Consider the following 19,358-nt stretch of genomic DNA (forward strand, 5'->3'; position numbering starts at 1 on the left):
ATTCAGCGCAAAGGTACTAAAACTTTGTGAATTAACGCCTAATAAATTAGATTTTTTATATGACTTCAAGAAAACTGCGATTTGCCATTGTCGGCAACACCTACCAAGCTAAAAAGTCGGCATCTGTACAAAAGATACTGAATTGTTTAGCTATGCATGAGGCTGAAGTATGTATGGAGCGCGAGTTCCACCGATTCCTCGTTCATGGTCAGCACCTGTCACTTGACGGGGTAGAGGTGTTTGACGGCAATGATTTTGAAGCAGACTTTACGGTGTCGATGGGTGGTGATGGTACTTTTCTGAAAACCGCTTCTATGGTGGGAGAAAAGCAAATTCCCATCATCGGTGTCAACACTGGAAGACTTGGATTCCTTGCAGATGTCAATCCACCGGAGATAGAGCCCATGGTGCAAGCCATCTATGAGGGCGACTATGCTATCGATACCCGTACGGTGCTACAGGTAGAGACCGACGGACAGCCGTTGGCAGGATGTCCTTTTGCGCTGAATGATGTGGCCATCCTCAAGCGCGATGTGGCAGCGATGATTACTGTGCACACCACGATCAATGGCGACTACGTGACAACCTATCAGGCTGACGGACTGGTCATCAGTACGCCAACCGGCAGTACGGCGTATTCCCTTTCAGTGGGCGGTCCGATCATCGTGCCCGGCACCCATGTGTTTTCCATCACGGCGGTAGCTCCCCATTCGCTCAATGTGCGTCCTTTGGTACTTTCCGAAGATTCAGAAATCACCCTCACCGTAGAGAGCCGTTCTCACAATTTCCTAGTGGCGCTCGACGGTCGTTCGGAGAAATTGCCCGATTCCACCCGACTGACGCTTCGCAAAGCCCCATACCGGGTGAAGGTAGTGAAGCGCGCAGGTCAGAAATACTTCCATACCCTGCGCGACAAAATGATGTGGGGAGCCGATCAACGCGGATGATGCGTGGATGGCGGAAATGATTTGTCAGCCTCGCAAAAGTCAGTTGTCCGCCTTGTCAGCGTCAGTTGTCAGCCTCTCCAGAGTCCGTGCAGGTTGCAGTATTCACGTGCCGTAACCATTTTCGCATCGGTTATGAATTCAGCCACAGGAGCCTCTCCGGGCTTCAACTCGTGGCGCATCACGTCACGGTCGGTCAGCAGTTCAATCCATTCGATGTGGTGTTCAGGTGTCATGGGGTGTTCCACACTCCCCACGCTGACGCGGTAGCCGCCTTCAATGCGCTCTACTATGGGCACATGTTTCTCTACAGCACCATCGATACCTTTCTCGTTCATGCGCTGCATGACTTTTCCGCAGCATGACATTTCTGCACCTTCGTGCAACACCTCTACGATATTTCCGCAGATGGTGCATCGGTAAATTTCTCTTTTCTTTGTTGCCATAGCTCTGAATAATTTAGTTTATAATAATATGGTTATCACCACAAAGTTACGGATTAATCCGTTACCTTGTGTCGTTTGATAGGTTTTCTTGTGTTTTTTTAACCATCATCCCACCATTCCAATCCATAGATTGAAAAGGTGGGACGATGTGATGTAGGTATGATAGGCTATGTGTTACTGCTTCAGTTGGTTTGCTCCTTGCGCTTGTCATACTTCAGGTAAAGCCCGGCAAGGATGGTGCCAGAGATGCTGTGCCACGCACAACTGATGGCGCATGGCAATACGGCGAGTGGTTGTGCTGCAAAGAAATTGCTTGCCAATACCGTGGCAAGACCGGCATTCTGCATACCCACCTCGATACTGATGGTGCGCTTCTTGGCAGTATTGAAACCGGCTGCGCGTCCGGCAAACCATCCTAACAGATAGCCCAATGAATTGTGGCAGAACACCACGGCAAAGGTCCAGAAGAAGAGCATCACGCCGCCTTCCAACAGATCGTCATGGACTGTAGAGATGACACCGCCCACGATGATGGCGAGACAAGTGACACTAATGCCCGGCATGAGACTCTGTATGGTGGGAAAACATGCCTTTCGGCTGTAGATCTTGTTGAGTGCACAACCTATTGCCACAGGTATGATGGTCACAATCAGAATATTGATGAACATGCCGACGGCATCGATGTGGATGATTTCGCCTGCTGTAATCTGCATCAGCAGTGGTGTCATTACCGGTGCAAGGAGTGTTGAGGCACATGTCATGCCTACCGAGAAAGCCACATCGCCATGGCAGAGATAACTCATGATGTTGCTTGACACACCACCCGGACAGCATCCTACCAAGAGAATGCCCAAGGCTAACGGGGCATCGAGGTGCCATACATGTACCAGCAGCCATGCTACGGCAGGCATGATGAAAAATTGCGCACAGGTACCAATCAATACGTCAAGCGGCCGTTGTGCCAGGATGCGGAAATCATCGGTGGTGAGCGTCAGACCCATGGTGAGCATGATGATGCCGAGAATGACGGTTTGGGTTGTGCCACGCACCCAGTCGAAGAGATGCGGGAAAAAGAAGGTGACGAGTGCCACGCCTATGACAAATACTGAAGCGTGGGCAGCCAACAGGCGGCTGACAGCCTGCATGTGTTTTATTGTGTTCATGTCTTTCTTTGTTGTTGAAACGGTTTGCAAAAGTACTCCATTTCTTGCAAACAAGCAAACAAAAAGCAGTTTTCTTGTCCAACAAGCGTTTCTCGAAGATCGTAAGTCCATGGATTGCGGTACGCATCGACAGCTGTGTACGACGTGTCGCACGGGCTGTTCGTGGAAACAGTCCTTGCGTAATACTGAAATGAATAAATCCCACCACAGCGGCACATCTTTTCCACCTCATCGCCCGATGCTCCTTATATATTAAGGTGTAAATGTTAAATGTTGTGTGCAGTGCAAAAAAAATGGCTGAAAATGTTGGATGGTATTCGAATAATACATACCTTTGCGGTGTACTATTACAGTAATACACCAAACACGCAAGTATATGATACAAGTAGAAAACTTAAGTTTCAATTATGTTGGAACGAAACGTGAGGTCTTTTCCGACTTCAGTCTGCAACTGACAGACAACAAAATCTATGGGCTTCTTGGCAAGAACGGCACAGGCAAGAGTACGTTGCTCTATCTGCTTTGTGGCTTGTTACGCCCCAAGAAGGGTGGTGTGTTCATTGACGGAGTATTAGCCAGCGACCGCCGGTCCGCTATGTTGGAAGATATTTTCATGGTACCCGAAGAGTTTACGCTACCTCAAGTGACCCTCGACACCTACGTGAAGATGAACAAGGGATTCTATCCGCATTTCAGCGAAGAGGTACTTGAACGCTGTCTGGCAGACTTTGAATTGTCTCGCCAAACCAAGCTCCACCAACTCTCGATGGGTCAGAAGAAGAAAGCCTTCATGAGTTTTGCACTTGCCACAGGTACTCGCTTGCTCCTGATGGACGAGCCTACCAACGGTCTCGACATCCCCTCGAAAAGTCAGTTTCGCAAGGTTATAGCCAACAATATGACCGACGACCGCATCATGATCATCTCCACCCATCAGGTGCACGACATAGAGTCGTTGCTCGACCACGTGCTGATCCTCAGTCAGAGCAATCTCTTGCTCAATGCTTCGGTAAGCGATATCAGCGATGACTACAAGTTTGAATACCGCACTCCGGCAGAGATGGACGATAGCGTGCTCTATGCAGAACCCAGTTTGCAGGGTAATGCCGTGATAGTCCGCCGACAGCCCGTCGACCATGAAACACCGATGAATCTCGAATTGCTGTTTAATGCAGTAATCACTGGAAAACTGAGATAAACAAACCAAATTAACAATGAATACAAAGAACAATAATTTTCAATTCAGCCGATTGCTGATGGTGATGCGTTGGGATATGTTTACCAACTTGAAGAGCTATCTGAACATGATGCTTGGCATGACCTTCGCCCTGTTGCCCTTCTTTATCATGCAGCAGTATCAGTTGAGCAAGCAGTATCAGCTTTTTCCCGATACCATCGACCTCAGCTATTTGGGGATGTCACAATATGTTTTAATGATTTCCAGCATAGCCATGTATATGATGGCCACACAGATATTCATGGTGATGAAGACCACTGGACAGCGCGAACAGTTTCTGATGCTGCCAGCCAGCAATCTTGAAAAGTATATCAGCAGATTCCTTTTCTCTACGCTTGGTGCTGCCGTCGCAATGATCACCGCCATCGTAGTATCTGACCTGGTGCAACTGATATTCAGTTTCGTACTCCTGCCCGGTCACCATCAGAGCTTATGCCTCTATGCCGTGGCATTGCTATGGAAAATATGGACTACTTTTATAGAAAACAACGATTCTACCGGTGCCCTATTGCTATCTCTGTCGATCGTGACCTGTGGAGTGCTCGTCCATAGCTTCTTCATCCTTTGTGGAACACTCTTCCGCAAGCACACCATTGTGGTGTCAGGCATCCTCTTCATCGTGATGACCTATCTGGTGATCTATGTAATCGAGAGTGTACCAGACACTATAACGACCTGCCTGATGCATGGTGACAACAGCTGGCTCTTTAGTATAGCCGAACTGCTGCTCGCAGGTTTTCAGTATTGGCTATCCTATAAGGTGTTCACCCGTATGCAGGTCATCTGCAACAAGTGGATCAATTTATAAACAAAAAGAAAACTGCTATGAATTTCAGTAATGACAAAGCCATCTATGTACAGATAGCCGACCGCCTCTGTGATGAGATTCTGGCACAAATGTATGAGGAAGACGGACGCATTCCCAGTGTCAGAGAATATGCTGTGCTATTGGAGGTCAATGCCAATACCACGGTGAAGGCCTACGACCTGTTGGCTGCCGAGGGTGTCATCTATAACAAGCGCGGACTGGGCTATTTTGTGGCAAAAGGTGCAAGAGACCAGATACAAACGGTGAGAAAGACCGAGTTTATGAAGCAGCACCTCCCCGAATTGGCACGACAGATGAAGTTGCTCGGCATCAGTATCGATGAAGTGGATGAGGCATTGCGCCAAGCACTCGACGCACAGCCTTGATGCAGCACAGAAACGGCTGTCATAGAAAAAATATCAGCCATGGTGCAACTTTTTTGCGCTATGATGCGTCAAACAGATAATTTTAAGCGCAAACCCACTATCGGTTAGAAACAATGAAACAAAAACAAACAACAAGATGATTCACCTCAGTGACCTCAACAAAACCTATCAGGGCGCACAACCGCTCCACGTGCTCAAGGGCATCAACCTCGATATAGCCCGTGGCGAGTTTGTGTCCATCATGGGTGCATCAGGATCAGGCAAATCGACCCTGCTCAATATCCTCGGCATCCTCGACAACTATGATTCGGGCGAATATCTGCTCAACAACGTATTGATACGCGACCTCAGCGAGACCCGTGCCGCAGAATACCGCAACAAGATGATAGGCTTCATCTTCCAGTCGTTCAACCTCATCTCGTTCAAGACTGCCGTGGAGAATGTCGAACTGCCACTCTTCTATCAGGGCGTGGGCAGACGTAAGCGCCACCAGATGGCGATGGAATATCTCGACCGCCTCGGTTTGGCACCCTGGGCAGACCATTATCCCAACGAGATGTCGGGCGGACAGAAGCAACGTGTGGCTATTGCCCGTGCCCTCATTACCAAACCGCAGATCATCCTTGCCGACGAACCGACGGGTGCGCTCGACTCTAAAACGAGTGTCGAGGTGATGGATCTGCTCAAGGAGCTCCATCAGAAGGATGGCATGACCATCGTCGTGGTGACCCATGAGAGTGGTGTTGCCAACGAGACCGATAAGGTCATCCATATCAAAGACGGACTGATAGGAAGTATAGAAAACAATTTCGACCACCACCTCGTGTCGAAAGACTATGTGAAATAATACATTATGCGAGAACTCATCAAAGAAATATGGAGCACGTCGAAGCGCAACAAACTGCGCACCTCGCTCACCGGTTTTGCCGTGGCATGGGGCATCTTCATGCTCATCTTCCTGTTGGGCGCAGGCAACGGACTCATCAATGCACAGTTGCAACAGTCTGACAGACGACTCTCCACCTCGATGCAGGTGTATGGAGGCTATACCTCTAAAGCCTATCGCGGACTGAAAGAAGGTCGTAACATACAGTTGCGCACCCAAGACCTCGACATTACCAATCGTGCTTTCTCCGACAATACCCAGGAGGTGGGTGCCCTGTTGTCGAAGTTTGGGGTCAATATCACCTATGGCGACAACTACCTCTCTGCCCAAGACCTGTCGGGTGTGTATCCCAGCGACCAACGTATCAATAAGGTGGAACTGCTGGCAGGCCGCTTCATCAACGATATTGATATGAAGGAGCGCCGCAAGGTCATCGTGCTCTGCGAAGCACAAGCCAAAGAGTTGACCAAAGACCCTCGTGCCTTGATAGGCAGGCAGGTCAACGTCGGCAACATCTCGTTTCAAGTGGTGGGCATCACCAAGGACGACAAGCAGAGCAGAAACCAGAGCGCCTGCATACCCTACCACACCCTCAATGCCATCTATATGGGCAATGCCGGCTGGGTAGGCGTCATCCAGTTTGAAATCAAGAACCTGGTCACCGAAGATCAGAACGACGCTTTTGAGAAGCGCTACCGCGCCACCATTAACACCCAGCACGATGCCGACCCTGCCGACGAGTCTGCCATCTACATCTGGAATCGCTATATGGATAATATCCAGATGGCAAAAGGCATCCGTATGATACGCGTCGCCCTGTGGGTGATAGGCATCTTCACGCTGTTGAGCGGCATAGTGGGTGTGTCCAATATCATGCTCATCACCGTCAAGGAGCGCACACGTGAGTTTGGCATCCGCAAAGCCATTGGCGCCAAACCCTGGTCCATCCTCAAACTCATCATCACCGAGAGCGTCATCATCACCTCCTTCTTCGGCTATATAGGTATGGTGCTTGGCGTAGCCGCCAACGAGTATATGGATGCTACCATCGGCCACGAGGTGATAGACACCGGACTCTTTCAAGCCACCATGTTTGTAGATCCCACCGTAGGTCTCGACGTCTGCTTCCAAGCCACCATGCTCATCGTACTGGCAGGAACCGTTGCCGGACTCATCCCTGCCGTCAAGGCAGCCCGCGTGCGACCGATAGAAGCCTTGCGGGCAGACTGACCTGATGTATCATTCAGATAAAACATATTCATTCCTATGAAATTTGATATAGATTCCTATCGCGAGATACTCGACACCATCACCCGCAACAAGAGCCGCAGCTTCCTCACAGGCTTCGGTGTGTTCTGGGGTGTGTTCATGCTCATCGTCCTTATAGGCGGCGGACAGGGACTGAAGGAGATGTTGCAGTCTAACTTCGCAGGCTTTGCCACCAATACCGCCATGATATGGACGCAGAACACCACCAAGCCCTACAAGGGATTCCGCAAGGGCCGCTATGTGTCGATGGTGGAGAATGACATGACGCGCTTGCGCCAGCAGGTGCCCGAACTCGACATCATCACGCCCTATATGTTTGGCGGCAACAAGAAAGCCGTGGTGGGGGAGTACTCCTTCGATGCCACCGTCGCCGGTGTGGACCACGACTATGCCAGGGTGGCACCGCCCGTGATGTACTACGGACGCTACATCAACGAGATGGACGTCAGACAGGCACGCAAGGTGTGTGTCATCGGCAAGGAGGTGTATAAGAAACTCTTCCCCGGTGGTGGCGACCCCTGTGGCAGGCGCATCCGTGTCGATGCCGCCTACTATACCGTGGTGGGTGTTGACTACAAGGTCAACGGCATCAATATCAGCGGACGCCCCGACCAACTCGTCACCATCCCCTACACCCTCTTCCGTAAGACCTACAACACCGGTGACCAGATCCACAGTCTGGCGGTGACTGGCAAACCTGGAGTGGTGATGAGCACGCTGACCGACCGCATCCGCACTGTCATAGCACGTGCCCACATGATCGACCCGACCGACGAGAAAGCCATCACCACCTTCAATACCGAGGTGCTTTTCGCCATGCTCGACAATCTCTTCAACGGTGTCAACTTCCTGATATGGCTCGTGGGCATAGGCACGCTGCTGGCAGGTGCTATCGGTGTGTCCAACATCATGATGGTGACGGTCAGGGAGCGCACCACAGAGATTGGCATCCGCCGTGCCATCGGCGCCACACCGAAGATGATTCTCTCGCAGATCATGTCGGAGAGCATCGTCCTGACTGCCGTGGCGGGCATGAGTGGCATCCTCTTCGGCGTGGGTGTGCTTCAACTCATCGAACTGGCAAGCACCGAAGACGGTATCCTTGCCGCCCATTTCCAAGTGGGCTTCTGGACGGCTATCATCGCCACCCTGCTGCTCAGTCTGCTGGGCGGACTGGCAGGACTCGCTCCCGCATGGCGTGCCATGAGCATCAAACCCGTTGATGCCATGCGCGACGAATAAGCACAGCTAACCATACAAGAAAACAAAAACATATAAATGATATGAAGAAATACTCAAAACTCATCATCGCAGCTATTGTTGCCTTGGTATTCATCGGAACCTTCGTGTTCCTCTATCAGAAATCGCTGCCCAAGGAGGTGCAGTATAGTGAATATACTCCGAAGGTGGAGGATATCCTCAAAACGACCGTCATCACGGGCAAGATAGAACCGCGCAACGAGGTGAACATCAAACCGCAGATCAGCGGCATCATCACCGAGATATGCAAGGAGGCTGGCGACTATGTGCAGGCTGGCGAAGTCATTGCCAAGGTGAAGGTCATCCCCGACATGGGACAGCTCAGTTCGGCGGAGAGCCGGGTGCGCCTGGCTACCCTCAATATGCGACAGGCTGAGGTCGATTACAATCGCGAGAAGAATCTCTACGACCAGAAACTTGTCTCGGCTGACGAATACGACAAGGTGCGACAGCAGATGAAGCAGGCCGCCGAAGAGGCGAAGGCTGCACAGGATGCCCTTGAGGTGGTGCGCGACGGTGTGTCGAAGTCTAATGCCAACGCTTCATCCACCCTCATCCGATCTACCATCAGCGGTGTCATCCTCGACATCCCCGTCAAGGTGGGCAACTCCGTCATCCTCAGCAACACCTTCAACGACGGTACCACCATTGCATCGGTGGCAAACATGAACGACCTCATCTTCCGTGGCAATATCGACGAGACCGAGGTGGGACGCCTCGTGGCGGGCATGCCCATGAAGATCACCATCGGTGCCATGCAAGATCTGAAGTTTGACGCCAGTCTGGAATATATCTCTCCGAAAGCCATAGAAAACAACGGTGCCAACCAGTTTGAGGTGAAGGCTGCCGTCCATGCTGTCGAGGGCGGCAAGGTGCGGTCGGGCTATAGTGCCAATGCCGAGATTGTCCTGGCAAAGGCGTCAAAGGTCATCGCCGTACCGGAGAGTGCCATCGAGTTCAGTGGCGACTCTACCTTCGTCTATCTCGTCCGCGGTACTGCCGATAAGAAGACCTATACCCGCCAGGCTGTGGTCACCGGACTGAGCGACGGCGTGAATATCGAGATTAAGAAGGGACTCTCCCTCAAAGACAGGGTGCGCGGTCCGCAGATCATTGCCGATGATAACAAGGAGGAATAAGCGTATGAAACACCAGATCATTTCTCGCACAGCTCTCATGGCAGCAGCCCTGCTGACTGCTGCCGCCATGCCGGCGCAGACTCCGTCACAGCGCCAGTGGACGCTCCGCGAATGTGCCGACTATGCCGTGGCACACAATATCAGCATCCGTCAGCAGCGCAACCAGTGCAGCCAACAGGCGGTACAGCTCCATACGGCGAAGCACCGCCGCTTGCCCGACCTCTATGCGTCGGCAAGCGAATCGTTCTCCTTCGGTCGCGGACTGACCATGGAGAATACCTATGCCGACCGCAATACCAGCAGCACCTCGCTGGCGCTCTCCGCCTCCGTGCCGCTGTTTACGGGGTTTGAAATCCCCAACACCGTCAAACTCCGACAACTCAACCTCGAAGCTGCCACACAGGATTTGGAGAAAGCCCGAAACGATATCCGCATGCAGGTGGCTCAGGCATACGTGCAGATCCTCTACAACATGGAGATTGCCGATGTGGCTCAACGCCAGGTGACTATCGACTCCATGCAGGTGGCGCGCCTCCAGTCGTTTGTCGATCACGGCAAGGCGAGCATCGCACAGCTCTCCCAACAGCAGGCCACCCTCGGACAGGCGCTTTCCACGGCTACCCAGGCAGCTGGCAACGTCCGACTGGCGCTGCTCGACCTCTCCCAACTGCTCGAACTCCCTTCGCCTGACGGTTTCCAGATTGTGCGCCCGGCGACAACGGCGATTGCTGCCATTCCCGCCAGTCCCGAAGTAGTGTTTGCCGAGGCTGTTGCCCTCAAGCCGGAGGTTCAGGCAGAACAGCTGCGGCTCCATGCCTCCGACCGCAGCATCCGCATTGCGCAGGCAGGCTATTACCCCACGCTGTCGCTCAACGGCGGACTGCAGACCAATTACTACAAGACGAGCGGATTGGCTGCCGACGGGTTTGGCAAACAGTTGAAAAACAATTTCGCTCAGTATATCGGAATCAGTCTCAGCATCCCCATCTTCAACCGCTTCACCACGCGCAACAGCGTGAGGATGGCACGTCTCGACCGCGACAACCAAGCCCTCCAACTCGACCTCGTGAAGAAGCGCCTCTATAAGGAGATCCAACAGGTGTATTACAATGCCGTGGCAGCACAGGCCAAATACGAGAGTAGCCTGCTGGCGTGCCAGTCGGGCAGCGAGGCTTTCACCCTTACCCGGGCGAAATACGAGAACGGCAAAGCCACCGTCACCGAGTTCAACGAGGCCAAGAGCCAGCTCCTCAAGGCAGAGAGCGACCTGGTGCAGGCGCGCTACGAGTACCTCTACCAGACAGCCCTCCTCGATTTCTACCGTGGCAAGCCCCTGCAGTTTTGAGGGTGCATCAGCCCCTCCGTCATCAACCCCTTTTTATTATCTATTATGGAATACATGTCACAAGAAGGCTTCGACAAGATAGCCAACGAACTCCACAACCTTGAAACCACAGAACTCTCCCGTGTGCGCGACGCCATTGCAGAAGCGCGCGACAAGGGAGACCTCAGCGAGAACTTCGAGTACCATGCCGCCAAGCGCGAGCAAGGGCGCCTGTTGGGGCGCATTCGTTTCCTGCAGCGCGTGCTGGAGAATGCACGCGTCATCGACCCTGCCCTGCTCAAGACCGACAGCGTAGGACTGTTGAGCCGTGTTGCCATCACCAATATCGGCAACAACCGCTCCATGACCTATACCGTAGTGAGCCCCCACGAGGCCAATATGGCAGAGGGCAAAATCTCTATCAAGTCGCCCATCGCACAGGCGCTCCTCAACCATCGGGCTGGCGATGAGGTCACGGTGCGCGTGCCTGCCGGCACAGTGCGCCTCCGCATTGACAGTGTCGAGTTAGGGTAGGGTGCGCGTGTCGTAAAAAAAAAACAAAAGCAGGGGCGCATCGCACGTCCCTGCTTTTCGAGTGTGTGTAAGGTCAATAATTGTCAAGAAATATAGCAATTCACTAAGAAATCTCAAAACTAACTGTGCTTGCCTAGCCGTTGGTCTATCACGCAATCCACTCCGATAAGGCTGCCGGAGAATATCAGACACTGTGCCACAAACCACAATACCGACTCGCTGATCTCGCCCGTAGGCGGAGTGAAAAATCCCATGAAGGCAAACACGATGGCTGTGATGATGCAGACCAGCGATGCCGTCTGCTTATAACGGATACTCTTCATGATAAGAATCTGCGGTTAAGCAGTGCCCCTCTCGCCTCAGGGGAGCGAGGCACTGCGGTTAGGTTCAGCCCTCCACTCCGCTACCGCCACTTGGGGTACCGCCTGTTGACGAGCTACCGCCGCCACCGTTTGAACCTGGGTTGCTGTCGGTCACTTTTCCAGGGATGGGCAAGAGTCCCTCCTTGTTGGCCTCCTTGATACCCATGCACTCGTAGGCGTAGCGGTCTGCGCGAGTCGTTGAGGAGTTGTTAAACTTACCGCCGAGCTTCTTGCCGCTGAAGGGGAGGAAGCGGAGGTTCACACCGGCAATCTGTGCCACATCAAACTTGGATGGGTCGCTGACCGCCTTCTTGCCGTCGTTGCGGATGGAGTTGTAGAACGTTCCGAGTTCGCCCAGCTTCACCTTGTAGCCCTGCGCCAGCAGTTCGTTGATGCAGTCAACCATTTTGGTCATCACTCCGACCACCACGTCGCGGGTATAGACTGATCCGTGGTCTGAGATGTGGGCTGCCAGCTCGTCAAGGTTCACAGTGCCCTGCGAAACGGGTTTTGCGTAATACTTGCTGTAAGAGTTGCTCTTGGTGTTCATACTCTTCTGCAGGCAGTAGCGAATAGTAGTTAGTGTACTCATAATAGAAACGAATTTAGTTAAACAAAGAAGAAAATTATCGCCTGCAAAGGTACGGGTATGTTTTTGCGAAATGTCAGTTAATGTCACTTATTGCCACTTATGCCGTGTTAAAAGAACTTAAAGTCGGACGCTGCGCCTCGCTTCTTTTGCCCCATTGCGGCAAAGGCAGTAACTTTGCGTAAAAATAAAATCATCTGATCATTATGCCTACACTACGTCCTTACACCTCTATGAGCCGCACCCGTCTGGCACAGCTCTACTGCCCCGACGTCACCCCTCGCCATGCCTGGCGCACGCTGAAAGCATGGATGGATCGCTGCCGTCCGCTCCTCGCCCGCCTCCGCTCGCTCGGTTACGACGGCCGTCAGCGCATCCTTTCGCCTGCCATGGTAGCCGCCATTACGGAGTATCTCGGAGAGCCTTAAAACGCCGAACGTCAATCGACGAGGGCGATTGGCAATATCTCCTTCGACGATTGGCGTTATCGCCACCGCCGAACGGCATACCTCGCGCGCGCGCCTGTTTACTGCCGATTCGGGCAGTTGCCCGAAAACGGTTACGATTTGAAACCCTTGTTGCAGTGAAATAGAAACTTTAACAGAAGTGTTAATGCGATTTAACGTTTTTTTTTTTTTGTTAACGCAAAGGTTCGTACCTTTGCAGCCGAGGTCCAGCCTCACGGATACAGCGGTATTCGGTCAAGTTACATACGGTGTAATCCTTTCCTCCGCCCCGATTTTAGGAAGACATCTGAGGTGTGCCACAAGGGAACAATTTTGTATTGTTTTTTTTGTATAATATTTTCAATAATAAACACTCAAGCGCAGCAACTCCGAAGGAATTTCGTAGTTTGCTGCGCTTGATGGTATGTGACAGTGCCCGACGGTGGGCGATTATTTCTTTTTGCGGTTGGCGCGCTGCTCACGGTATTTTGCCTTCTGGCGCGCTGAACCGCTGCCATGGGCGCCGGTGATATACTTCTTCTTCTTAGCCTTGGTCTTTACTTTGCCGTCGTCGGCTTTCGGACCGCCGCCCTTTTTGAAGCTGATGCCTCGCTCAAGGATCTGAGAGAAATCGTCGTCGTTCATGTTCATAGGGCAATGGGCTGTTTAGTGGTGGAACAGGCGAACGCCAGTGAACGCCATGGCAATGGAGTATTTGTCGCAGGTCATGATGACATGGTCGTCGCGAACGGAACCGCCAGCCTGGGCGATATACTCTACGCCGCTCTTGTGGGCGCGCTCGATATTGTCGCCGAAGGGGAAGAAGGCGTCGGAACCTAACGCCACGCGGGTGTTCTGGGCAATCCAGGCTTTCTTCTCTTCAAGAGTCAGCACTTCGGGCTGACGGGTGAAGAACTGCTGCCAGGCGCCGTCGCGCAATACGTCGTCGTGCTCGTCTTCTGAGAGATAGACGTCGATGGTGTTGTCGCGGTCGGCACGGCGGATGCCCTCCTTGAAGGGGAGCGCCATGACTTTGGGATGCTGGCGTAGCCACCAGATGTCAGCCTTGTTGCCAGCCAGACGGGTGCAGTGGATGCGGCTCTGCTGACCGGCTCCGATGCCGATGGCCTGTCCGTCTTTCACGTAGCATACGGAGTTGCTCTGGGTGTATTTCAGCGTGATGAGGGCGATGATGAGGTCGCGCTTGGCTTCGGCAGTGAAGGTCTTGTTTTGCGTGGGGATGTTTTCAAAGAGTGCGGGGTCGTCGAGCTTGATCTCGTTGCGGCCCTGCTCGAAGGTGATGCCAAACACCTGTTTGCGTTCGATGGGTTCGGGCACGTAGCTGGGGTCTATCTTGATGACATTATAGGTGCCCTTGCGCTTGGCCTTGAGAATCTCGATGGCTTCGGGGGTGAAGTCGGGGGCGATGACACCGTCGCTGACTTCGCGCTTCAGCAGGGTGGCGGTGACAGCGTCGCAGGTGTCGGACAGCGCCACGAAGTCGCCATAGGACGACATGCGGTCGGCACCGCGGGCACGGGCATAGGCGCAAGCCACGGGCGACTCGTCGAGTCCGGCAATGTCGTCAACGAAATAGATCTTTTTGAGCGTGTCGCTCAGAGGGAGACCTACTGCAGCGCCAGCAGGAGATACGTGCTTGAAGGAAGCGGCTGCCGGCAGACCGGTGGCTGCCTTGAGTTCTCTGACAAGTTGCCAGGCGTTGAAGGCATCCAGAAAATTGATGTAGCCAGGGCGGCCGTTGATAACCTCAATGGGGAGTTCGCCCTCGGTCATGAAGATGCGCGAAGGCTTTTGGTTCGGATTACATCCGTACTTGAGTTGTAGTTCTTTCATTGTTGTGTAGTGTGTATATTCCTTGTTTCCGGCCACAAAGTTACTAAAAATGTGGCAGAAAGTTGCATCTTACGGCGTCTTTTAGCGTGGGAGGTCTGCTTACTTGTTTTCGAGCAAGATGGCTTTGGCCTCGGCATTATTCATGCCCGGCATGGTTTCGCCTACATGGGCGCCGATATAGGTGGGGTCGCAAACGGTGAATTTCTCGCCCTGGAGCATGATGCAATCGCCCTTGACATCATCGGTGAACTGTACTGCCATGGCTAAATGGCCGGGGTAGTGGATGAGGACGCAGTGCAAGCCGAGCAGGTCGCGCACCATGCGCGAGAGCAGGATGGAACGGTCTTCGCAGTCGCAGTAGGGGTAGTAGAGGGTTTCTTCGGGGAAGAAGGCGCGGTCGCAGCCCCACACCTTGTCGTCGTACTCATAGACGAAGGCAGTCTGGACGAAGTTTAACAGGCGCTCCATGGCTTCGAGTTGGCTGAGTCCTGCTATCTTTTCTTTCATCGCCGCCATGAAGGTCTGGCTGATGGCTTTGGGCATCGGCATGTTGGCATACATCGCCCAGAGGGTCTGCTGATTCTCGTTGATCATCGACGGGGGATAGCTGGCGTAGAAGGAGAGCGCTTTCTTGTTGACGGTGGCTTCGACGAGTACCTTGGGGAAGGCTGCCGACTTCAGGCTTCGTGGCGCCGAGGCTTCGTAGTCGAAGCGCTGTTCTTGGGACAGGAGCATGGAGAGGGGTTGCTCCTGTGGGAAGGGAACTTCGCAGATGTAGAGTTTCTCAGCGTTGCCGCCGTAGGGATAGTAGTAGCAGTCTCCGATGGTATAATAGGACCGGTTGAAGAGCACGTGTTTGCTGCCGAAGAGCATGAAGAGGCGGTTGTCGGCAATGCCCATGCGCATCTTGTAGCCACTCTGACAGTAGAGATACGCCATGAGCAGGGTGGCTTCGTTGCTCTTGCCCAGACAGGCCTGTGAGGCGCTGTCGAGCAGGTGGAGGTATGCCCAGTCGCTGAACTGATGGTCGCGACGGAGTTGGAGACAGTCGTGGAGCGTGTTGTTGTAGGCTGGCGTGGCGAGCCTGACCCACAGGTCGGCAATGGCATCCTTGTTGACAGCAGGCAGGCGGAAGCGCTCCTCGTCGCCGAAGCGGATGCGGCACTGGGTGCCAAAGACGGTGAAATCGACATACTGTGGTGCGTCGCCCTTGGGTTGCTCTTCGATGGGTTCGATGGGTTCGGGCTGCGGTTCAGCCTTAGGGATGGTGACCACCACGGGCTTGATGGGCAGCACGCGGTCTTCCTGGGGTCGCGGCTGCGGCTTGTCCTCCTGTGGCTTGATGACGGGCGGCACGTCTTTCTCCTTGGGTTGCGGGATGGGGGCATCGGCATCAAACTGCTTCCAGGCTTCGCGCAGGAAATTGGCATAAGCCTCGTTGATCTGGTTGCGGAAGTTTTCAAAGTCCTGTTGCATCGACTGGTTGAAATCGTCGAAGTTGGCGTTGAGGTCGCCCATGAAATCATCGAACGACTCATCGGCATCGTTCTCCTGCGTACTTTCAGCCTCCTTGACTTTCTGCTCGCGCGTCACGGTGGCAGGGTCGCTCGACCGCTTCTGGGCTATCTGCTGCTTGCCCTGTGCCTTCTTCTTCAGAAAGTTGATATACTGCTGGGTGAGCTGGATGGTGGATTTCTTGCCGTTGGAGGTGCTCTTCTGAGCATTTTGCGCCGTGGCGGCAAGGGTGATCAGGGCAAGTGCAACCAGTAGGGTGGTGATTCTTTGAGTCATCATATCGCATTATTTTGAGTTGTATGCCTCAATACTTTCTTTGATGATGCCCTCGGCCAATACCAGGAAGGCTATGGCGGAGAATGCCCATCCGAAGTTGAGACTGAAATTGTATTTGCAGAAAAGGATGAAGCCGAGCCATACCCATACTGCCATCCAGAGGAACATGAGATAGCTGCGGAAGAAGGTGGCAGAGAGCAGGAAGCGCCAGAAGCGATTGCCGATGCGGCTGACACGATTCTTATAGAAGGAGAATATCGTCTCGGTGAAGAAGACCAGGAGGAAGGCTATGATCCACTGCTGCCATCCGCTGGCACTCTTCACTTCTGTTTGGTTGATGAGGGTGTCGATGGCATAACCTAACAGTTCCACTCCGGCAATCTTGCCGAGGGGAGTGTAGTGCATGTCGTACTCGTCTTTCATGGCGCCGAAGAGCACCACCTTGCCGCGGATCAAATCGCCGCTCTTGCTCACATCTTCGGGATTGATCACGCGATAGTGGCGGGGCGAGAAATTGATGTTCAGGTCTTTGTCGAGGGGCTTGTAGATTTCTTTTCCCTGATAGGTGTTGACCACCTTGGTGATGAACGAGGGCTGGAGCTTGCCCTGATAGCGGCGCCCAAGACTGAGTTGGCGCTTCAGTCCTCCGTAGAGGTTGCGCTGCATATTGGTGAAGCCCTCCATGACGGGAACGGCTTCGGCAAAGAAGGAGTGGACCGATTCGGCATAACCGATGCTGTCGTTCTGATAGTCGAGCAGTTTGTAGGAATAGACGATGTTGTCGTATTTGGCAGCTGTCTCAAAGATCATGGCATCGCCCAAAGTGTCTTCCTTCAGTCCTTCAAACACCACATCGACGCCTACCACGCGGGGTTTCTGCTTGCCGATGGCATCGAGTGTGGCTGCTATCTCACGGCGGCTGTAAAGGTCGGACATATCGACAATGACAATGTCGGGACTGTCTTCGAGGATGTCACCATCCTGGAGGATGTGGTAATAGACGTCGGTCATCTCGAAGTCGGTTACCACCTGGGCTATGGGATTGAATACCGTAAGGTTGAACGCAAAGAGGGCGAACAGACCTGCAACGGCAAAGGACAGAATGGTGACGATGAGGTTGCGTATCATAAAGCGTGGTGTCAGTTTTGAGTTGTAGTATTTGCAAAATTAAACATTATATTTCAGATGCACAACCCTTGTTGACCATTTTTTTGTTGATGTCAAGATGTTAACGGCTGATTTTTACGGAATGAACGATATTCTTTACCGAATGACACATTTTGGGGGATGTTTCGTTTGGTCGTCAGAAACATTTCTTGTAATTTTGCAGCCGTTATGGAGAAAAAGAGACATGCGCTTCGAAAACTGCTGGAGGCAGTGGAGAAGGAGTTGGTGAAGAAGCCCAACCGTAAGACGCTTGACCGACTGGCGCTCCTGGCAGGATTCCAGGACTGGCAGTCGTTTCAAGATGCACTTCATGGGGATGATGATGGGACTTCCAACTATGAGGACTAAAAAAGAGAGAGACACCGTTGCCTGATGGCAGGATGTCTCTCTCCTTATCTTTCTTTTGTCGCAAAGTCTTATTTTGCGATAGCGGTACGCTTCTCCTTGATGCGTGCTGCCTTACCAGTGAGCTTGCGCAGATAGTAAAGCTTAGCGCGGCGAACCTTACCAACCTTGTTCACTTCAATGCTGTCGATATTGGGCGACTCGATAGGGAAGATACGCTCTACACCTACAGTGCCAGACATCTTGCGAACAGTGAAACGCTTTTTGTCACCATGACCGTTGATCTTGATTACAACACCACGGTAGAGCTGGATGCGCTCCTTTGAACCCTCGATAATTTTGTAAGCGACAGTGATCGTGTCACCAGCCTTGAACTCTGGAAACTTCTTGCCGGTTGCAAATGCTTCTTCAGCAATTTTAATTAAATCCATTTTGTTTTTTAAATTAAATTTGTTGTATCGTTCCTACGCAACATAACAGGCAACTCGTTACTTCCTGCCAGCGATTACGTGGAAAGCGACTGCAAAGTTACGGCTTTTTCACGACACTTGCAATTTTTAGTTCTTCTTTTTTGCTAATTATCCGCTTTTTCGTACTTTTGCAGGAAAGACAGATTCGTTATGAAGAAAATTTTAATTACTTTTGCAGCTGCCACAATCATGGTGTCTGCATGCCATACTGGCTATCAGGTGGCATCGGTAGAAAGACAGCGTATCTTAGTGGATGCTCGCTATGATGTGCATCCTGACAAAAAAGCTGTGGGGTTTCTGGCTCCCTACAAACAGATGGTGGATAGCGTGATGGGACCTGTCGTGGGACGTTCTTCCCACTATATGACGGCGCAGCGTCCAGAGGGTGACCTCTCTAATCTGCTGGCTGACATCCTGGTGTGGGCAGGCGAGAGCTATGGTGAGCAACCTGTATTTGGCGTATATAATATGGGTGGTGTGAGAGCTGCGTTGCCTAAAGGGGAAGTGACTTACGGTGATGTCCTCGATGTGGCACCCTTTGAAAACAAGATTGCGTTTGCCACGTTGTCGGGCGCTGATGTGTTGCAACTCTTCAGAGAGATTGCCCGAGTGGGCGGTGAGGGATTGAGCCATTCTGTGCGGTTGGTTATCAGCAGAAAGGGCGAACTCCTCGATGCCACCATCAATGGCGAACCCATAGATCCGGCTAAGGACTATCGCATCACCACTATCGACTACCTCCTCGGCGGTACGGATAATATGACGGCATTTAAGAAGTGTCGCAATATCAATTCGCCACAGAATGCGGAAAACAATTCGCGGTTTGTGATTATGAACTATTTCCGCGAACAGACACGACTCGGACGTGAAGTGGATGCTAAGATTGAAGGCCGTGTGACGGTAAAAGACTAACCCGTAAAAAAGATGAATATCATGGA

The 19,358-nt window shown here is 52.4% G+C and carries 22 protein-coding genes; 13 read left to right on the plus strand and 9 right to left on the minus strand.

The genetic code is table 11. From position 1 onward, the window contains the following. The first annotated feature begins 59 nt into the window (after positions 1-59). Positions 60-947 carry an NAD kinase gene (locus tag CIK96_RS10040; RefSeq protein WP_094440502.1) on the plus strand — a complete coding sequence of 296 codons (888 nt, stop codon included), beginning with the start codon at positions 60-62 and terminating at the stop codon, positions 945-947. 68 nt (positions 948-1,015) lie between these two features. Here CIK96_RS10040 and CIK96_RS10045 read toward each other — a convergent pair whose 3' ends face one another. Together CIK96_RS10045 and CIK96_RS10050 are read right to left on the minus strand one after the other, a co-directional pair. After that, positions 1,016-1,390 (minus strand): desulfoferrodoxin, encoded by a 375-nt coding sequence (locus CIK96_RS10045; RefSeq protein WP_094440503.1) that lies wholly within the window; start codon positions 1,388-1,390, stop codon positions 1,016-1,018. A 182-nt stretch (positions 1,391-1,572) separates the two neighbouring features. Beyond that, entirely contained in the window at positions 1,573-2,553 is a 981-nt protein-coding gene (locus tag CIK96_RS10050) for a bile acid:sodium symporter family protein (protein WP_094440504.1), read from the minus strand. Positions 2,554-2,929: 376 nt separating this feature from the next. Here CIK96_RS10050 and CIK96_RS10055 point away from each other — a divergent pair, with 376 nt between their 5' ends. From CIK96_RS10055 to greA, 9 genes are all read left to right on the plus strand, one after another. Beyond that, positions 2,930-3,751, plus strand: a complete 822-nt coding sequence (locus tag CIK96_RS10055) for an ABC transporter ATP-binding protein (protein WP_094440505.1) — start codon at positions 2,930-2,932, stop codon at positions 3,749-3,751. Positions 3,752-3,767: 16 nt separating this feature from the next. Beyond that, positions 3,768-4,598 carry a hypothetical protein gene (locus CIK96_RS10060; protein ID WP_144007516.1) on the plus strand — a complete coding sequence of 277 codons (831 nt, stop codon included), beginning with the start codon at positions 3,768-3,770 and terminating at the stop codon, positions 4,596-4,598. A 17-nt stretch (positions 4,599-4,615) separates the two neighbouring features. Further along, positions 4,616-4,984 (plus strand): GntR family transcriptional regulator, encoded by a 369-nt coding sequence (locus tag CIK96_RS10065; RefSeq protein WP_094440535.1) that lies wholly within the window; start codon positions 4,616-4,618, stop codon positions 4,982-4,984. Between the two features lie 136 nt (positions 4,985-5,120). Further along, a complete protein-coding gene (locus CIK96_RS10070; protein ID WP_094434454.1) occupies positions 5,121-5,831 on the plus strand; it encodes an ABC transporter ATP-binding protein in 711 nt (236 codons plus the stop codon). A 6-nt stretch (positions 5,832-5,837) separates the two neighbouring features. Continuing rightward, positions 5,838-7,100 (plus strand): ABC transporter permease, encoded by a 1,263-nt coding sequence (locus CIK96_RS10075; protein WP_094440507.1) that lies wholly within the window; start codon positions 5,838-5,840, stop codon positions 7,098-7,100. Between the two features lie 36 nt (positions 7,101-7,136). Next, the gene (locus CIK96_RS10080) at positions 7,137-8,381 is read left to right on the plus strand and encodes an ABC transporter permease (RefSeq protein WP_094391213.1); all 1,245 of its coding nucleotides are present in this window, start codon (positions 7,137-7,139) and stop codon (positions 8,379-8,381) included. A gap of 41 nt (positions 8,382-8,422) precedes the next feature. After that, positions 8,423-9,538: an efflux RND transporter periplasmic adaptor subunit gene (locus CIK96_RS10085; protein WP_094391214.1), complete on the plus strand. Its 1,116-nt coding sequence runs from the start codon at positions 8,423-8,425 to the stop codon at positions 9,536-9,538. A 4-nt stretch (positions 9,539-9,542) separates the two neighbouring features. Then, complete coding sequence (locus CIK96_RS10090) at positions 9,543-10,883, plus strand: TolC family protein (RefSeq protein ID WP_254046310.1); 1,341 nt, start codon at positions 9,543-9,545, stop codon at positions 10,881-10,883. Positions 10,884-10,928: 45 nt separating this feature from the next. Then, positions 10,929-11,396: a transcription elongation factor GreA gene (gene greA / locus CIK96_RS10095; RefSeq protein ID WP_094440508.1), complete on the plus strand. Its 468-nt coding sequence runs from the start codon at positions 10,929-10,931 to the stop codon at positions 11,394-11,396. A 119-nt stretch (positions 11,397-11,515) separates the two neighbouring features. On the opposite strand, the gene CIK96_RS10100 is transcribed toward greA, so the two are convergent. Beyond that, complete coding sequence (locus CIK96_RS10100; protein ID WP_094434462.1) at positions 11,516-11,719, minus strand: hypothetical protein; 204 nt, start codon at positions 11,717-11,719, stop codon at positions 11,516-11,518. A 64-nt stretch (positions 11,720-11,783) separates the two neighbouring features. Further along, positions 11,784-12,350, minus strand: coding sequence for a hypothetical protein (locus tag CIK96_RS10105; protein ID WP_144007517.1), 567 nt, complete (start codon positions 12,348-12,350; stop codon positions 11,784-11,786). A gap of 203 nt (positions 12,351-12,553) precedes the next feature. Here CIK96_RS10105 and CIK96_RS10110 point away from each other — a divergent pair, with 203 nt between their 5' ends. Then, complete coding sequence (locus CIK96_RS10110; protein ID WP_094434466.1) at positions 12,554-12,775, plus strand: DUF4248 domain-containing protein; 222 nt, start codon at positions 12,554-12,556, stop codon at positions 12,773-12,775. A gap of 468 nt (positions 12,776-13,243) precedes the next feature. On the opposite strand, the gene CIK96_RS10115 is transcribed toward CIK96_RS10110, so the two are convergent. The 4 genes from CIK96_RS10115 to CIK96_RS10130 form a co-directional block, all read right to left on the minus strand. Continuing rightward, positions 13,244-13,444: a hypothetical protein gene (locus CIK96_RS10115; RefSeq protein WP_371592633.1), complete on the minus strand. Its 201-nt coding sequence runs from the start codon at positions 13,442-13,444 to the stop codon at positions 13,244-13,246. A 15-nt stretch (positions 13,445-13,459) separates the two neighbouring features. Beyond that, complete coding sequence (locus tag CIK96_RS10120) at positions 13,460-14,683, minus strand: phosphoribosylaminoimidazolecarboxamide formyltransferase (RefSeq protein WP_256387357.1); 1,224 nt, start codon at positions 14,681-14,683, stop codon at positions 13,460-13,462. A 63-nt stretch (positions 14,684-14,746) separates the two neighbouring features. Then, positions 14,747-16,441 (minus strand): hypothetical protein, encoded by a 1,695-nt coding sequence (locus tag CIK96_RS10125; RefSeq protein ID WP_094440510.1) that lies wholly within the window; start codon positions 16,439-16,441, stop codon positions 14,747-14,749. A gap of 6 nt (positions 16,442-16,447) precedes the next feature. Next, positions 16,448-17,566, minus strand: a complete 1,119-nt coding sequence (locus CIK96_RS10130) for a CHASE2 domain-containing protein (protein ID WP_094391221.1) — start codon at positions 17,564-17,566, stop codon at positions 16,448-16,450. 159 nt (positions 17,567-17,725) lie between these two features. On the opposite strand from CIK96_RS10130, the gene CIK96_RS10135 reads away from it, so the two are divergent. Next, complete coding sequence (locus CIK96_RS10135; RefSeq protein ID WP_371327193.1) at positions 17,726-17,953, plus strand: hypothetical protein; 228 nt, start codon at positions 17,726-17,728, stop codon at positions 17,951-17,953. A gap of 68 nt (positions 17,954-18,021) precedes the next feature. Here the strand turns inward: CIK96_RS10135 and rplS are convergent, their stop codons facing one another. Continuing rightward, positions 18,022-18,381, minus strand: a complete 360-nt coding sequence (gene rplS / locus CIK96_RS10140) for a 50S ribosomal protein L19 (protein WP_094391223.1) — start codon at positions 18,379-18,381, stop codon at positions 18,022-18,024. A gap of 189 nt (positions 18,382-18,570) precedes the next feature. Between rplS and CIK96_RS10145 the strand changes: the two genes are divergently transcribed. After that, complete coding sequence (locus CIK96_RS10145) at positions 18,571-19,332, plus strand: 5'-nucleotidase C-terminal domain-containing protein (RefSeq protein WP_094440511.1); 762 nt, start codon at positions 18,571-18,573, stop codon at positions 19,330-19,332. Positions 19,333-19,358 lie beyond the last annotated feature (26 nt).

Origin of the sequence: Prevotella sp. P4-98, assembly GCF_002251405.1 — a bacterium.
GTDB lineage: Bacteria > Bacteroidota > Bacteroidia > Bacteroidales > Bacteroidaceae > Prevotella.

What these genes read in the sequence shown, in the direction of transcription:
- CIK96_RS10130 (WP_094391221.1), bottom strand. Translation starts at nt 17,566, where the DNA reads ATGATACGCAACCTCATCGTCACCATTCTGTCCTTTGCCGTTGCAGGT.
- CIK96_RS10050 (WP_094440504.1), bottom strand. Translation starts at nt 2,553, where the DNA reads ATGAACACAATAAAACACATGCAGGCTGTCAGCCGCCTGTTGGCTGCC.
- CIK96_RS10090 (WP_254046310.1), top strand. Translation starts at nt 9,543, where the DNA reads ATGAAACACCAGATCATTTCTCGCACAGCTCTCATGGCAGCAGCCCTG.
- rplS (WP_094391223.1), bottom strand. Translation starts at nt 18,381, where the DNA reads ATGGATTTAATTAAAATTGCTGAAGAAGCATTTGCAACCGGCAAGAAG.
- CIK96_RS10125 (WP_094440510.1), bottom strand. Translation starts at nt 16,441, where the DNA reads ATGATGACTCAAAGAATCACCACCCTACTGGTTGCACTTGCCCTGATC.
- greA (WP_094440508.1), top strand. Translation starts at nt 10,929, where the DNA reads ATGGAATACATGTCACAAGAAGGCTTCGACAAGATAGCCAACGAACTC.
- CIK96_RS10080 (WP_094391213.1), top strand. Translation starts at nt 7,137, where the DNA reads ATGAAATTTGATATAGATTCCTATCGCGAGATACTCGACACCATCACC.
- CIK96_RS10115 (WP_371592633.1), bottom strand. Translation starts at nt 13,444, where the DNA reads ATGAACATGAACGACGACGATTTCTCTCAGATCCTTGAGCGAGGCATC.
- CIK96_RS10060 (WP_144007516.1), top strand. Translation starts at nt 3,768, where the DNA reads ATGAATACAAAGAACAATAATTTTCAATTCAGCCGATTGCTGATGGTG.
- CIK96_RS10075 (WP_094440507.1), top strand. Translation starts at nt 5,838, where the DNA reads ATGCGAGAACTCATCAAAGAAATATGGAGCACGTCGAAGCGCAACAAA.
- CIK96_RS10045 (WP_094440503.1), bottom strand. Translation starts at nt 1,390, where the DNA reads ATGGCAACAAAGAAAAGAGAAATTTACCGATGCACCATCTGCGGAAAT.
- CIK96_RS10135 (WP_371327193.1), top strand. Translation starts at nt 17,726, where the DNA reads ATGTTTCGTTTGGTCGTCAGAAACATTTCTTGTAATTTTGCAGCCGTT.
- CIK96_RS10100 (WP_094434462.1), bottom strand. Translation starts at nt 11,719, where the DNA reads ATGAAGAGTATCCGTTATAAGCAGACGGCATCGCTGGTCTGCATCATC.
- CIK96_RS10055 (WP_094440505.1), top strand. Translation starts at nt 2,930, where the DNA reads ATGATACAAGTAGAAAACTTAAGTTTCAATTATGTTGGAACGAAACGT.
- CIK96_RS10110 (WP_094434466.1), top strand. Translation starts at nt 12,554, where the DNA reads ATGCCTACACTACGTCCTTACACCTCTATGAGCCGCACCCGTCTGGCA.
- CIK96_RS10065 (WP_094440535.1), top strand. Translation starts at nt 4,616, where the DNA reads ATGAATTTCAGTAATGACAAAGCCATCTATGTACAGATAGCCGACCGC.
- CIK96_RS10105 (WP_144007517.1), bottom strand. Translation starts at nt 12,350, where the DNA reads ATGAGTACACTAACTACTATTCGCTACTGCCTGCAGAAGAGTATGAAC.
- CIK96_RS10070 (WP_094434454.1), top strand. Translation starts at nt 5,121, where the DNA reads ATGATTCACCTCAGTGACCTCAACAAAACCTATCAGGGCGCACAACCG.
- CIK96_RS10145 (WP_094440511.1), top strand. Translation starts at nt 18,571, where the DNA reads ATGAAGAAAATTTTAATTACTTTTGCAGCTGCCACAATCATGGTGTCT.
- CIK96_RS10040 (WP_094440502.1), top strand. Translation starts at nt 60, where the DNA reads ATGACTTCAAGAAAACTGCGATTTGCCATTGTCGGCAACACCTACCAA.
- CIK96_RS10085 (WP_094391214.1), top strand. Translation starts at nt 8,423, where the DNA reads ATGAAGAAATACTCAAAACTCATCATCGCAGCTATTGTTGCCTTGGTA.